Below are 13,040 nucleotides of genomic sequence, written 5' to 3'. Positions count from 1 at the left end.
CCGCACCTCCTCGGGGAGCGCCGGGGGTGCCGCGCTCCGTGCCGAGTGTCCCCGGCCCGTGTTTCGGTCGGGTTCGCGTCGTGTCGCGGCTCCGTGACGGTCGTGTGGCGCGGCGGGGGTCCGCCGGCCACTCTGCCCGCCCGGATCGGGGGGTCGCCTAGCGTGAGGTGGGTGCGGGTCGGCCTGGTGTGCCCCTACAGCCTGACGGTCCCGGGTGGGGTCCAGGGCCAGGTGCTCGGGCTGGCGCGCGCCCTGCGGGCCCGGGGGCACGAGGCCCGGGTGCTGGCGCCCTGCGACGGCCCTCCGCCCGACGCCGGGGTGACGCCGCTCGGGAACAGCATCCCCACCGCGGCCAACGGGTCGGTGGCCCCGCTGGCCCCCGACCCCTCGTGCGCGCTGCGCACCATCCGGGCGATCCGGGACGAGGACTTCGACGTGCTCCACCTGCACGAGCCGATCGTCCCGGGCCCCACCGTCACCACGCTGGTCTTCGCCAGCGCGCCGATGGTCGGCACGTTCCACGCGGCCGGCGGGAGCGCGGCGTACCGCTGGCTCGGTCCGGCGGTGTGGCGCCTGGCGGCGCGCCTGGCCAGCCGGTGCGCGGTCTCCGAGGAAGCCCGCCAGATGGCCGCGGAAGCCCTGGGGGGCGAGTACACCCTGCTGTTCAACGGGATCGAGGTGGACCGCTTCGCCAAGGCCCCTCCCACGCCCACCGAGGATCCCACCATCTTCTTCGTCGGGCGCCACGAGCCCCGCAAGGGCCTGGCCGTGCTGCTCGAGGCCCTCACCCTCCTGCCCCCGCACGTGCGCCTGTGGGTGGCCGGCGAGGGCCCCGAGACGGCGCGGCTCCGGAGCCAGACGGCCGGCGACCCGCGCATCACGTGGCTCGGGCGCGTCTCCGACGACGAGCTGGCCCAGCGGCTGCGCGGTGCCGACGTGTTCTGCGCCCCGTCCCTGCGCGGCGAGTCGTTCGGCGTCGTGCTGCTCGAGGCCATGGCCGCCCGCACGCCGATCGTGGCCAGCGACCTGGCCGGCTACCGCAACGTGGCCCGGCCCGGGCTCGACGCCCTCCTCGTGCCCCCCGGCGACGCCGCCGCGCTGGCGGAGGCACTGCGGCGGGTCCTCGCCGACGGGCCCCTCGTCGGGGCCCTCCTCGCGTCGGCCGACTCGCGGGCCTCGAGCTACTCGATGGAGCACCTGGCCGAGCGCTACGAGGCGATCTACCGCGAGGCGTCGGGCTCGCCGTGACGCTGGGGGCCCGCCGACGAGCGAGGGGTGCCCGGTCACCCGGGCGTGCGCCCACTACAGTCCTGCTCGACCCGATCTCAGCAGGAGCACGCCCATGTGGGTCCTGATCGTCATCCTCGTCCTGCTCGTCCTGATCCTGCTGTACCTGGTCGCGCTCTACAACGGCCTGGTCAAGCTCCGGAACCGCATCGACAACGCCTGGGCCCAGATCGACGTGCAGCTCAAGCGGCGCTACGACCTGATCCCGAACCTGGTCGAGACGGTGAAGGGCTACGCCAGCCACGAGAAGGAGACCCTCGAGCGGGTGATCACCGCCCGCCAGCAGGGGATCAGCGCCACGACGGTGCACGACCAGGCCCAGGCCGAGAACGTCATCACCGGGGCCCTGCGCCAGCTGTTCGCCCTGTCGGAGGCCTATCCGGACCTTAAGGCGAACCAGAGCTTCCTCGAGCTGCAGGAGGAGCTGTCGGGCACCGAGGGGCGCATCGCCTACGCCCGGCAGTTCTACAACGACACCGTCTACAAGTACAACACGAAGATCCAGAGCTTCCCCGCCGTCGTCATCGCCGGGATGATGCGCTTCACGTCGCGCGAGTACTTCGAGGCCGACGACGAGTCGCGCGGCAACGTGAAGGTGGACTTCTCCTCCTGACCATCCAGGCGGCGCCGACCCTCGTCGCGCCGCCCCGACCGCGGGTACCCAACCTGTACGAGCAGATCTCGTCCAACAAGCGCCGCTCGGTGCTGCTGATCGCCGGGTTCGTGGTGTTGGTGGTGCTGGTCGGGCTGGCCCTCAACTGGGTGTTCCGCTACGGCTACGTGGGGCTCATCGTCGCCCTGGTGTTCGCGAGCGGCATGGCCGTGCTGTCGTACTGGAAGTCCGACGCCATCGCCTTGTCGATGAGCCGGGCCAAGCCGGCCGACCCGGTGCAGTACGCGCGCCTGCACAACCTCGTCGAGGGCCTGTGCATCGCGGGCGGCCTCCCCAAGCCGCGCCTGTACGTCATCGACGATCCGGCCCCGAACGCCTTCGCCACCGGGCGCAACCCCAAGCACGCCGCCATCGCCGTCACCACCGGGCTGCTCGAGAAGATGAACCGGGTGGAGCTCGAGGGCGTGCTCGCCCACGAGCTGAGCCACGTGAAGAACTACGACATCCTGGTCTCCACGATCGCCGTGGTCCTGGTGGGTGCCATCGTGCTGGTGGCCGACTTCGGGGTGCGGTTCCTGTGGTTCGGCGGCGGGCGCCGCTCCGGTGATCGGGGCGAAGGGCCGGTGGGGGCCATCCTGTTCCTGATCGGCATCGCCCTGCTGGCGCTGGCGCCGATCATCGCCAAGGTGATGCAGTTCGCCGTGAGTCGCCGACGGGAGGCGCTCGCCGACGTGAGCGGGGTCGCCATGACCCGGTACCCGCCCGGGCTCATCGCGGCCCTCGAGAAGCTGCGCGACGACCAGACGGTGGTGCACTCGGCGTCACGGGCCACCGCGCACCTGTGGATCGAGTCGCCGCTGGCCCGCACCAAGGACGAGGGGCGCCTGTCCTGGCTGAACCGCCTGTTCGAGACCCATCCCCCCATCGAGGAGCGCATCGCGGCCCTGCGCGAGCTGTAGGCCGCGCTCCACCAGCCCCGAGGAGACGCCGTGTCACGCCGATCCCGCCCTGCCGTGCTGCTCGCCGCGCTCGTCGCGCTGGCGGCGCTGGCCCTGGCCGCCTGCTCCGGTGGTGACGACGACGACGCTGCGCCCACCACCACCGCCCGCGCGACCACGACCACCGAGCGGACCACCACGACCACCGCCCCCCCGGTCGGTCAGCTCACGGGACTGCCGCTCGACGACCCGCTGATCGGCTTCCGGCCGGCACTGGTCGTGAAGATCGACAACCATCCGGACGCCGTGCCCCAGAGCGGGCTGGCCCAGGCCGACCTGGTGTTTGAGGAGATCGTCGAGGGGATCACCCGCTTCGCGGCGGTGTTCCACTCGACCGGCTCCGACCCCGTGGGTCCGATCCGCTCGGCGCGCACCACCGACGTCCAGCTGCTCCCCCAGCTGGGGCGGCCGCTGCTCGCCTGGTCCGGCGGCAACCCGGGGGTCACGGGCGCGGTGGCCGGGTCGCCCCTCGTCGACGTGGGGGTGAACGCCTTCCCCGACCTCTACTTCCGCGACCGCAGCCGCCGGGCGCCGCACAACCTCTACAGCAGCACCAGCGAGCTGTGGGCGGTGGCCCCGCCGGAGGCCACGCCGCCGCCGCCGCTCTTCCAGTACCGGGGTGACGGCGAGGCGCTGCCGGCGGGCGCCGAGCCGGTCACCGGGGTGGACATCGAGTTCACCGGCGGCCAGCGCGTCGCGTACGGCTGGGACGACCAGCGAGGTCGCTGGCTGCGGTTCCAGCAGGGCGAGCCCCACCTCGATGTCGACGGCCAGCAGCTGGCACCCGAGAACGTGGTGATCCAGTTCGTCGACTACGGGGCCAGCCCCGCCGATCCCCGCTCGCCCGAGGCCCGCACGGTGGGTGAGGGCGAGGCGTGGGTGCTCACCGACGGCCACCTGATCCGGGGCCGGTGGGTCCGCCCGTCGCCGGAGCAGGTGACCCAGCTGCTCGACGCGGCCGGCCAGCCGATCCGCCTCACGCCCGGCCGGACCTGGGTGGCGCTGCCCGAGCCCGGCGACGCCACGGTCGTGCCGCCCCTGGCGCCCGCGGATCCCGCTGGGGGCAGCCAGGGAGCCGGGTCCTAGAATGGGGCACATGGCCGCCGAGCGCTCGCCCGAGGTTCCCACGCCCGCCATCGGCACGTTCCGCGTCAAGCGGGGCCTGGCCGAGATGCTGAAGGGCGGCGTGATCATGGACGTCGTCGACCCCGAGCAGGCCCGGATCGCCGAGGACGCCGGCGCCGTCGCGGTGATGGCCCTCGAGCGGGTGCCGGCCGACATCCGCCGCGACGGCGGCGTCGCCCGGATGAGCGATCCGGAGATGATCGAGGGCATCAAGGCCGCGGTCACCGTCCCGGTGATGGCCAAGGCGCGGATCGGGCACTTCGTCGAGGCCCAGGTCCTCGAGGCGCTCGGCGTCGACTTCGTCGACGAGAGCGAGGTGCTCACGCCGGCCGACGAGGCCCACCACATCGACAAGTGGGTGTTCACCGTGCCGTTCGTGTGCGGGGCCACCAACCTGGGCGAGGCCCTGCGGCGGATCTCCGAGGGTGCGTGCCTGATCCGCTCGAAGGGCGAGGCCGGCACCGGGAACATCGTCGAGGCCGTGCGCCACCTCCGCTCGATCCTGGGCGACATCCGCAAGATCACCCAGGCCGACGGGCCCGAGCTGTTCGACTGGGCCAAGCGGCTCCAGGCGCCGCTCCCGCTCGTCCAGGAGCTGGCCGAGACGGGCCGGCTCCCGGTGCCGTTGTTCTGCGCCGGCGGCGTGGCCACCCCGGCCGACGCCGCCCTGGTCATGCAGCTCGGCGCCGAGTCGGTGTTCGTGGGCTCCGGGATCTTCAAGAGCGAGAACCCCGCGGTGCGGGCCAAGGCGGTCGTCGAGGCCACCACCCACTTCCGCGACGCCCACATCCTGGCCAAGGTGAGCCGCGGCCTCGGCGGGGCCATGCCCGGCCTCGAGATCGCCGGGCTCGACACCCGGTTGGCCGAGCGGGGCTGGTGATCCCGGTGGCCGGGCGTGCTCGGCAGGCGGTGCCCCCAAGTGAAGGTGGGCGTGCTGGCCCTGCAGGGCGACTCGGAGGCCCACGCCCGGGTCCTCGCTGATCTCGGCGCCGACCCGGTCGAGGTCCGGGTCCCGGGCGACCTCGACGGGGTGGAGGGGGTCGTGCTGCCCGGCGGCGAGTCGACGACGCTGTCGTTCCTGCTCGACTCGTCCGGGCTGTTCGAGCCGCTGGCCGAGAAGCTCGAACAGGGCATGCCTGCGTTCGGCACCTGCGCGGGCATGATCCTGCTGGCCCGCCAGGTGCTCGACGGCCGGCCCGACCAGCACGGCTTCGGGGTCGTCGACGTGGCCGTGCGCCGCAACGGGTACGGCCGCCAGGTCGACTCGTTCGAGCTGGCCCTCCCCGTCGACGGGGTCCCGGGCGGGCCCTTCCCGGCGGTGTTCATCCGCGCGCCCGTGGTCGAGCGGGCCGGACCCGAGGTGGAGGTGCTGGCCCGGGTCGACGGGCGCCCGGTGCTCTGCCGGCAGGGTCGGGTGCTCGTCGGGGCCTTCCACCCCGAGCTCTCCGGCGACGCGCGCATCCACGAGCTCTTCCTTGGAGGTTGGTAGACGATGTCCGGCCACTCGAAGTGGGCGACGATCAAGCACAAGAAGGGCGCGGCCGACAAGGCTCGCGGCAAGCTCTTCGCCAAGCTCATCCGCCAGGTCGAGGTGGCGGCCCGCGAGGGCGGCGGCGACCTCGACGCCAACCCCACCCTGCGCACGATGTTCAACAAGGCCCGGTCCGCCTCCGTGCCGGTCGACACCATCGAGCGGGCGATCAAGCGGGGGACCGGCGAGCTCGAAGGGGTGCGCTACGAGGCGGTCGCCTACGAGGGCTACGCGCCGAGCGGGGTGGCGGTGATCGTGGAGTGCCTGTCGGACAACCGGAACCGCACCGGTGCCGAGGTGCGCAACATCTTCAGCCGCAACGGCGGCTCGCTGGCCGAGCCCGGGGCCGTGGCCTGGCAGTTCCAGCGCAAGGGGGTGCTGTCGGTGGGCAAGGCGGCCTCCGAGGACGACATCGTGCTGGCCGCCCTCGACGCCGGCCTCGAGGACATCGTCGACGAGGGCGACGGCTGGCGGGTCACGTGCGACCCGTCGGCCCTCAACGCGGTGCGCGACGCCCTCGACGCCGCGGGCATCTCGGCCGAGTCGGCCGACCTCAGCCTGCTCCCCACCACGGTGGTGTCGCTCGACGCCCCGGAGGACGCCCGCAAGGTGCTCCGCCTGATCGACGCCCTCGACGACCACGACGACGTGCAGGGGGTCTACGCCAACTTCGACATCCCCGACAGCATCCTGCAGACGGTGGAGGCCTGACGGTGGCCCTCGCGGTGGGGGCGGAGGCGCCCGACTTCACGCTGCCGGGGACGGGCGACCGCTCGTACACGCTGTCGGAGTACCGGGGTCAGGCCGTGGTCCTGGTGTTCTACCCCGGCGACGACACGCCGGTGTGCACCAAGCAGCTCAGCTCGTACACGAACGACATCGGCGAGTTCGTCGGCGTCGGTGCCCAGATCCTCGCGATCAGCCCCCAGGACGTGGGGAGCCACGAGCGGTTCTCGGAGAAGCGCGGCGGCTTCGCCTTCCCCCTCCTCGCCGACACCGACAAGGCGGTGGCCCAGGCCTACGGCGTGCTCGGGCCCCTGGGCTTCTACCGGCGCAGCGTGTTCGTCGTCGACGCGGCAGGCACGATCCGCTACGCCCACCGGGCCGTGGCCGGGCTGACCTTCCGCCCGACCGAGGAGCTGGTGGAGGCGGTCAGGGCGGCCACCGCCTGACGCCTCCCGGCTCCCTCACTGCTCGTCGGCCACGCCGAGGAGCCGTGAGCGGTTGACGGAGCGCATGCCCCGAACCAGCCCGACGCCGGCGAGCACCCACGCGATCGCGCCGATGATCCAGCCCGACGAGGCCGCGCCGAAGAGCGCGCCCGTCGACTGGCTGTAGGCGACCAGGATGAGCGGCAGGCTCACGAGGCCCGCAGCCTGCTGCGCCGCGACCGTCGACTTCACCCTCGCCGACAGCCGCAGCACGATCGACAGCGTGAAGGCCAGGAAGGGCGGCACGACCCACAGCATCAGCACCCACCACTCGCTGGTGGGGAAGAACCACCCGCCGACCTCCGGCCCGACGATCAGGTTCACGATCAGCGAGTACACCCCGAAGCCCACGATGGTGGTGGCGTAGCCGGGGAGCAGGCTGGCGATGAGCTTGCCCAGGTAGATCTCGCCGACGTCGGCGGGGGAGTGGGCGAGGAACTCGCCGGTGCCGCGCTCGCGCTCGCCCACGATCGTGCTCGCCCCGATCGCGGTGGCGATGGTGAGCGGCACCACCACCGCCACCGGCGCGAAGAGGAACACCGCGAGCGCGTACGACGCCCGCCCCGCGTCGGTGTCGCCGCGGATGGCCTGCTGGGCCCGTTCGGGGAGCACCTCGAGGGCGTCGCTGATCTGCCGGACGGCCTGGATGTCGCCCACGCTGGTGATCGACAGCAGCAGGATCGTCGGCAGCAGCACGAAGAACAGGGCGCCGAGGATCACCATGGGGAGCCAGAAGTCGCGGGCCTGCCGGAGCTGGCGGAGATCGGTCCGGGCCACGGTGAGCATGCGGTCGCGGTTCATCGGCGGTCCCCCTCGACCACGTGGGTGGCCGGCGGCACGACCACCGGGCCCCCTCCCGCGCCGGGGCGGCGCACGTGGCGCACCGCGAAGTACAGGTCCTCGAGCGTCGGGCGGTAGGGCTCGACCCGGGTGATCCGGGCGCCCCGGGCACCCAGGACCGCCACCAGGTCGGGGACCCGCCGCAGGTCGTCCAGGGTCACGGTGGCCGGGCCGCCGTCGGCCAGCTCGACGCCCAGCACCCCGTCGAGGTGGTGGAGCACGGCCAGGTCGCTGCGGTCCTCGGCGTCGAGCCGCACCACCGCGGTGCCCCAGAAGCGCCGGGCCAGCTCGGGCGGCGACCCGGAGACCACGTCGGTCCCGTCCTGGAGCACCACGACCTGGTCGGCCAGCCCCTCGGCCTCGAGCAGCAGGTGCGTGCACATGACCACCGTGCTGCCCTCGGCGGCCATGCCCCGGATGAGCTCGAGCACCGCCGCGGCCGACTCGGGGTCGAGGCCCGAGGTCGGCTCGTCGAACAGCAGCAGCTCGGGCCGGTGGAGCACCGCCCGGGCCAGGGCCAGGCGGGTCTTCATGCCCGTGGAGTAGCCCCCGACCTGCTGGTCGAGGGCGCCGACGATGCCGAACCGGGCGGCGGCCTCCTCGACGGGTGCATGCCGTCCGAGGCCGTAGAGGGCGGCCGAGTACCCGAGGTTGTCGCGGCCCGACAGGCGGTCGTACAGGGCGGGCTTGGCCGACACCACCCCGCAGCGGCGGCGCACCTCCTCGCCGTCGGCAGCCGGGTCGAGGCCGAACGCCCGCACCGTGCCTCCGTCGGGCAGGAGCGCACCGGTCACCACGCGGATCGCCGTGGTCTTGCCCGCGCCGTTGGGCCCGAGCAGCACCGTCACCGTGCCCCTGGGCACGTGGAGGGACAGGTCGGTGAGCGCGGGCACGCGGCCGAACCGGCGGGACACGTGCTCGAGTTCGACCACCGGCGCGCTCGTGCCGTCCACGCTGCCATCATCGGCTCCGCGAGCCGAAACCTGACCATCGATCCCCGCTCGCCCGGGACGCGTGCGATAGCGTCGAACTTGTGTTCGTCCTCGGCATCGACCCGGGCCTGTCGCGATGCGGCTACGCCGCCGTCGAGCAGGTCGGGGCGCGCCCCCGGGCCCTCGCGCTGGGCGTGATCACCACGGCGCCGTCCGCCCCGCTGCCGGGCCGCCTGGCCGAGCTGCAGGCCGAGCTCCGGCGGCTGATCGCCGAGGTGGGTCCCGAGGTGGTCGCGGTCGAGCGGCTGTTCTTCCAGGTGAACGTGCGCACCGCGATGTCGGTGGGGCAGGCCAGCGGGCTCGTGCTGGCCGAGGCGGCCGCGGCCGGCTGCGAGGTCGTGCAGTACTCGCCCAACCAGGTGAAGCAGGCCGTGGCCGGTGACGGCGCGGCCGACAAGGGCCAGGTGCAGCGCATGGTGCAGGCGCTCCTGGGCCTGCCGGCCCCGCCCCGCCCTCCCGACGCGGCCGACGCCGCGGCCCTGGCCCTCTGCCACCTGGCGGCCGCCCCGCTGGCCGCCAGGGTGCGGGCCGCCGTGCGCGGAGGGGCCCGGTGATCGGGTCGCTGCGGGGCACGCTGGTCGAGCGCGATCCGGCCGGGGAGGCCCTGATCGAGGTGGGTGGCGTCGGCTACCGGGTGCAGCTGTCGCCGGCGGGCCTGGTCGCCCTGGGCGAGCCGGGGCGCGAGGTCTTCGTGCACGTCCACCACCACGTGCGAGAGGACGCCGACACGCTCTACGGCTTCGCCACGCGCGACGAGCGGGTGTGCTTCGAGGCCCTGCTGGGCGCACACGGGGTCGGCCCGGCCCTCGCCCTCGGGATCCTCTCGGTGCACTCGCCGGCCGAGCTGCGCCGGGCCGTCGCCGACGACGACCTCGATGCGCTGTGCCTGGTCCCCGGCGTGGGTCGCAAGACGGCGGCCCGCCTCGCCCTCGAGCTGAAGAGCCGCCTGGCGGTCCCCGACGTCGATCTCACCGTGCCCGGCTCGGCCGACGCTGCCGACCGTTCGCCGCTGGCCGACGTGCGAGAGGCGCTGGCCGGCCTCGGCTACGCACCCGACGAGGTGCGGGCGGCGCTGCGTGACCTGCCGACCAGCGGCGACCCGGCGGCGCTGCTCCGCGAGGCGCTGCAGCGCCTGGCTGCGGCGCGGGCCTGAGGGACGCCGTGCGCGACGAGCTCCTCGACCCCGCGCCGGGCCCCGTCGAGGTCGCCGAGGAGGCGGCGCTGCGGCCCCGGCAGCTGGCCGAGTTCGTGGGGCAGGCCGAGGTGAAGGAGCACCTGGCGATCGTGCTCGAGGCCGCCCGTCGCCGTGGCCAGGCCGCCGACCACGTGCTCCTGGCCGGCCCTCCGGGGCTGGGCAAGACGACCCTGGCGGGCATCGTGGCCGCCGAGATGGACGCCAGGCTGCACGTCACCTCGGGGCCCGCCCTCGAGCGGGCCGGCGACCTGGCCGCCATCCTCAGCCAGCTCGACGACGGCGACGTGCTGTTCATCGACGAGATCCACCGCCTCAGCCGCGCCGTCGAGGAGGTGCTCTACCCGGCCATGGAGGACTTCCAGCTCGATCTCGTGCTGGGCAAGGGCCCCGCGGCGCGCTCGCTGCGCCTGCCGGTGGCCCGGTTCACCCTGGTGGGGGCCACCACGCGCACCGGGCTGCTCACCGGGCCCCTGCGGGACCGCTTCGGCCTGGTGGCCCGCCTCGACTTCTACGAGGTCGACGACCTGGAGGCGATCGTGCGGCGGACCGCCGGGATCCTCGGCGTCAGCCTCGACGCAGCCGGGGCCGCCGAGATCGCCGGCCGCGCCCGGGGCACCCCCCGCATCGCCAACCGGCTCCTGCGGCGGGTGCGCGACTACGCCGAGGTGCGCGGCGACGGCACCGTCGACCGCGACGCCGCCCGGGCCGGGCTGGTGCTGTTCGGGGTCGACGAGCTGGGCCTCGACAAGCTCGACCGGGCCATCCTGTCGGCAATCTGCGTGCGCTTCGCCGGCGGGCCCGTCGGGCTCTCCACGCTGGCCATCAGCGTGGGCGAGCAGCCCGACACCGTCGAGGACGTGTACGAGCCCTTCCTCATCCAGCGCGGCCTCGTGATGCGCACCCCGCGGGGGCGGGTCGCCACCGCCGCGGCGTGGCGCCACCTGGGGGTCGAGCCGCCCCGGCCCGACGACACCCCGCCGGTGTCCCTGTTCGGCTGAGCCGGGCGGGGCGGGGCGGGGCCGTACGCTTGTCGCCCTGTGACAGGCCCCAGCATGGCCGAGTTCGACTACGGCCTCCCCGAGGCGGCCGTCGCCCAGGTCCCCGCCGAGCCCCGCGACGCGGCGCGCCTGCTCGTCGACCTCGGCCCCGGGGAGGCGCCGGCCGACCACACCGTGGCCGACCTGGCGACCCTGCTGCACCCGGGTGACCTGCTCGTCGTGAACGACACCCGGGTGCTGCCCGGTCGCCTGCGGCTGCGCCGGGCGAGTGGCGGGGCCGCCGAGGTGCTGCTGCTCGAGCGCCGCGACGACGGCACCTGGGAGGCGCTGGCCCGCCCCGATCGCCGGCTCCGCGACGGCGAGCGGCTCCGGCCGGCCGCCCCTGCCACCGGCCCGTCGCTGGAGGTGGAGGTGGGCGAGGCGCTGGGTGGGGGCCGGCGAGTCGTGCGCCTGTGCGGCCCCGGCGACGAGCTGGCCGCGCTGGCGGCCCACGGCGAGGTGCCGCTGCCCCCCTACATCCACACCGCCCTCGCCGACCAGGAGCGCTACCAGACCGTGTACGCCGAGCGGCCGGCGTCGGCCGCGGCCCCCACCGCGGGGCTCCACCTGACCCCCCGGGTGCTGGCGGCCTGCGCCCGGCGGGGTGTCGGCCTGGCCCGTGTCGAGCTGGTCGTCGGCCTCGACACCTTCCGGCCGGTGACGGTGGACGACCCGGCCGAGCACCGCATCCACACCGAGCGCTTCCGGGTGCCGCCCGAGGTCCTCGATGCGTGCGGGCGGGCGACGCGGGTGGTCGCGGTCGGCACGACCACGGTGCGGGCGCTCGAGACCGCGGCGCGCGGGGCCACCGAGGGGCGCACCGACCTGTTCATCCGGGGCGACTTCCCCTTCGCCGCGGTCGACGTGCTGCTCACCAACTTCCACCAGCCACGGTCGTCGCTGCTGCTGCTGGTGGCCGCGTTCGTGGGTCCCCGCTGGCGAGAGCTCTACGACACCGCACTGGCCCGCGGCTACCGCTTCCTGTCCTTCGGCGACGCCATGCTGCTGGAGCGGCGGTGAGGCCGGGCGACCGGGCCGCGGTCACCGTCGAGGCGGTCGACGGGGCGGCCCGGGCGACCACGGTGCGGCTGCCCCGGGGATCGTTCCGGACCCCGTGCTTCATGCCGGTGGGCACGCGCGGCGCGGTGAAGGGGCTCACCTCGGGCGACCTCGCCGGGCTCGGGAGCCAGGTGGTGCTGGCCAACGCCTACCACCTGATGCTGCGGCCCGGGGCCGACGTGGTGGCCGCCCTCGGCGGCCTGCACGGGTTCATGGCCTGGGACGGGCGGGTGCTCACCGACTCGGGCGGCTACCAGGTCTTCTCCCTGGGGCCCGACGTCGACGACGACGGCGTGACGTTCCGCTCGACGTACGACGGGAGCCGCCATCGTCTCACGCCCGAGCGGGCCGTCGAGGTGCAGGAGCTCCTGGGCGCCGACATCCAGATGGTGCTGGACGTGTGTCCGCCGCTGCCGTCGCCACCGGAGGTGCTCCGCCGGGCCGTCGACCGAACCGCGGCGTGGGCGAGGCGGGCGCGCGCCCGGCACGGGCGCGCCGACCAGGCCATCTTCGGCATCGTGCAGGGCGGGACCGACGCCGGGCTGCGGCGCGAGAGCGCCCGCCGCACCGTCGACCTCGACTTCGACGGCTACGCCGTCGGAGGCCTCTCGGTGGGCGAGGACCGCGCCGCGATGCTCGAGGCGCTGGCCGCCACCCTCCCCGAGCTGCCCGCGGACCGGCCGCGGTACCTGATGGGGGTGGGCGACCCGGTGGGCCTGGTCGAGGCGATCGCGCTGGGCGTCGACCTGTTCGACTGCGTGCTGCCGACGAGGCTCGCCCGCCACGGCACGGTGCTCACCGCCGGCGGCCGGGTGAACCTGCGCAACGCGGTGCACGCCCGCGACGCCGGGCCGCTCGACCCGGCGTGCGGGTGCGCGGTGTGCGCCACCTGGTCGCGGGGCTACCTCCGTCACCTCCTCGGCGTGGGCGATCCCGCCGCCCGCCGCCTGGTCACGCTGCACAACCTGGCGTGGCTGCTCGGCCTGGTGGAGCGCACCCGCTCGGCGGTCCTCGCCGGGTCGCTCGACGGGCTGCGGGCCGAGGTGCGGGCCGTGTGGGCGGGCCGGCCGACCCGGGCCGGCGGGGGAGCGGGCTGACCCGGGGGGGCCGTCACACTGCGGTAGCCTGCCTCTCCGGTCCTGTTCCCCAGCA

General features: G+C 74.5%; 15 protein-coding genes. 13 read left to right on the top strand and 2 right to left on the bottom strand.

Annotation, left to right across the window (positions count from 1 at the left end; translation table 11 throughout):
- Positions 1 to 171: 171 nt before the first annotated feature.
- The 8 genes from IPM45_02455 to IPM45_02420 all read left to right on the top strand — a co-directional run bounded on the left by IPM45_02455 (position 172) and on the right by IPM45_02420 (position 6,726).
- Positions 172 to 1,248: a glycosyltransferase family 4 protein gene (locus IPM45_02455; protein MBK9178431.1), complete on the top strand. Its 1,077-nt coding sequence runs from the start codon at positions 172 to 174 to the stop codon at positions 1,246 to 1,248.
- 94 nt (positions 1,249 to 1,342) lie between these two features.
- On the top strand, positions 1,343 to 1,900 hold the full coding sequence (locus IPM45_02450; protein ID MBK9178430.1) for a LemA family protein: 558 nt from the start codon (positions 1,343 to 1,345) through the stop codon (positions 1,898 to 1,900).
- 53 nt (positions 1,901 to 1,953) lie between these two features.
- A complete protein-coding gene (locus tag IPM45_02445) occupies positions 1,954 to 2,859 on the top strand; it encodes a M48 family metallopeptidase (GenBank protein MBK9178429.1) in 906 nt (301 codons plus the stop codon).
- Positions 2,860 to 2,889: 30 nt separating this feature from the next.
- Positions 2,890 to 3,984, top strand: coding sequence for a DUF3048 domain-containing protein (locus tag IPM45_02440; protein ID MBK9178428.1), 1,095 nt, complete (start codon positions 2,890 to 2,892; stop codon positions 3,982 to 3,984).
- Positions 3,985 to 3,994: 10 nt separating this feature from the next.
- Entirely contained in the window at positions 3,995 to 4,903 is a 909-nt protein-coding gene (gene pdxS / locus IPM45_02435) for a pyridoxal 5'-phosphate synthase lyase subunit PdxS (GenBank protein MBK9178427.1), read from the top strand.
- Between the two features lie 15 nt (positions 4,904 to 4,918).
- Positions 4,919 to 5,512: a pyridoxal 5'-phosphate synthase glutaminase subunit PdxT gene (gene pdxT, locus IPM45_02430; protein MBK9178426.1), complete on the top strand. Its 594-nt coding sequence runs from the start codon at positions 4,919 to 4,921 to the stop codon at positions 5,510 to 5,512.
- Between the two features lie 3 nt (positions 5,513 to 5,515).
- A complete protein-coding gene (locus IPM45_02425; GenBank protein MBK9178425.1) occupies positions 5,516 to 6,265 on the top strand; it encodes a YebC/PmpR family DNA-binding transcriptional regulator in 750 nt (249 codons plus the stop codon).
- Between the two features lie 2 nt (positions 6,266 to 6,267).
- Positions 6,268 to 6,726 (top strand): peroxiredoxin, encoded by a 459-nt coding sequence (locus IPM45_02420; GenBank protein ID MBK9178424.1) that lies wholly within the window; start codon positions 6,268 to 6,270, stop codon positions 6,724 to 6,726.
- A 15-nt stretch (positions 6,727 to 6,741) separates the two neighbouring features.
- On the opposite strand, the gene IPM45_02415 is transcribed toward IPM45_02420, so the two are convergent.
- Both IPM45_02415 and IPM45_02410 read right to left on the bottom strand, forming a co-directional pair.
- Positions 6,742 to 7,566 carry an ABC transporter permease subunit gene (locus tag IPM45_02415; protein MBK9178423.1) on the bottom strand — a complete coding sequence of 275 codons (825 nt, stop codon included), beginning with the start codon at positions 7,564 to 7,566 and terminating at the stop codon, positions 6,742 to 6,744.
- Complete coding sequence (locus IPM45_02410) at positions 7,563 to 8,558, bottom strand: ABC transporter ATP-binding protein (protein ID MBK9178422.1); 996 nt, start codon at positions 8,556 to 8,558, stop codon at positions 7,563 to 7,565. The genes IPM45_02415 and IPM45_02410 overlap by 4 nt, the downstream gene beginning before the upstream one ends.
- Positions 8,559 to 8,638: 80 nt before the next feature.
- On the opposite strand from IPM45_02410, the gene ruvC reads away from it, so the two are divergent.
- The 5 genes from ruvC to tgt are packed head-to-tail and all read left to right on the top strand — an operon-like array spanning position 8,639 to position 12,985.
- Positions 8,639 to 9,151 (top strand): crossover junction endodeoxyribonuclease RuvC, encoded by a 513-nt coding sequence (ruvC, locus tag IPM45_02405; protein MBK9178421.1) that lies wholly within the window; start codon positions 8,639 to 8,641, stop codon positions 9,149 to 9,151.
- Positions 9,148 to 9,750 (top strand): Holliday junction branch migration protein RuvA, encoded by a 603-nt coding sequence (gene ruvA / locus IPM45_02400; GenBank protein ID MBK9178420.1) that lies wholly within the window; start codon positions 9,148 to 9,150, stop codon positions 9,748 to 9,750. Before ruvC ends, ruvA begins: the two co-directional genes overlap by 4 nt.
- Positions 9,747 to 10,790: a Holliday junction branch migration DNA helicase RuvB gene (ruvB, locus tag IPM45_02395; GenBank protein MBK9178419.1), complete on the top strand. Its 1,044-nt coding sequence runs from the start codon at positions 9,747 to 9,749 to the stop codon at positions 10,788 to 10,790. The genes ruvA and ruvB overlap by 4 nt, the downstream gene beginning before the upstream one ends.
- Positions 10,791 to 10,844: 54 nt before the next feature.
- Positions 10,845 to 11,849 carry a tRNA preQ1(34) S-adenosylmethionine ribosyltransferase-isomerase QueA gene (queA, locus tag IPM45_02390; protein MBK9178418.1) on the top strand — a complete coding sequence of 335 codons (1,005 nt, stop codon included), beginning with the start codon at positions 10,845 to 10,847 and terminating at the stop codon, positions 11,847 to 11,849.
- Complete coding sequence (gene tgt, locus IPM45_02385; GenBank protein MBK9178417.1) at positions 11,846 to 12,985, top strand: tRNA guanosine(34) transglycosylase Tgt; 1,140 nt, start codon at positions 11,846 to 11,848, stop codon at positions 12,983 to 12,985. The genes queA and tgt overlap by 4 nt, the downstream gene beginning before the upstream one ends.
- Positions 12,986 to 13,040 lie beyond the last annotated feature (55 nt).

Source organism: Acidimicrobiales bacterium (genome assembly GCA_016716005.1).
Lineage (GTDB): Bacteria > Actinomycetota > Acidimicrobiia > Acidimicrobiales > JADJXE01 > JADJXE01.
The sequence above is the reverse complement of the archived record's forward strand: the minus strand, read 5'-3'. Positions and strand labels throughout refer to the sequence as shown.

Excerpts from the sequence above, each read along its gene's own strand:
- IPM45_02450 (MBK9178430.1), top strand. The coding sequence starts at position 1,343 with ATGTGGGTCCTGATCGTCATCCTCGTCCTGCTCGTCCTGATCCTGCTG.
- pdxS (MBK9178427.1), top strand. The coding sequence starts at position 3,995 with ATGGCCGCCGAGCGCTCGCCCGAGGTTCCCACGCCCGCCATCGGCACG.
- IPM45_02425 (MBK9178425.1), top strand. The coding sequence starts at position 5,516 with ATGTCCGGCCACTCGAAGTGGGCGACGATCAAGCACAAGAAGGGCGCG.
- IPM45_02415 (MBK9178423.1), bottom strand. The coding sequence starts at position 7,566 with ATGAACCGCGACCGCATGCTCACCGTGGCCCGGACCGATCTCCGCCAG.
- queA (MBK9178418.1), top strand. The coding sequence starts at position 10,845 with ATGGCCGAGTTCGACTACGGCCTCCCCGAGGCGGCCGTCGCCCAGGTC.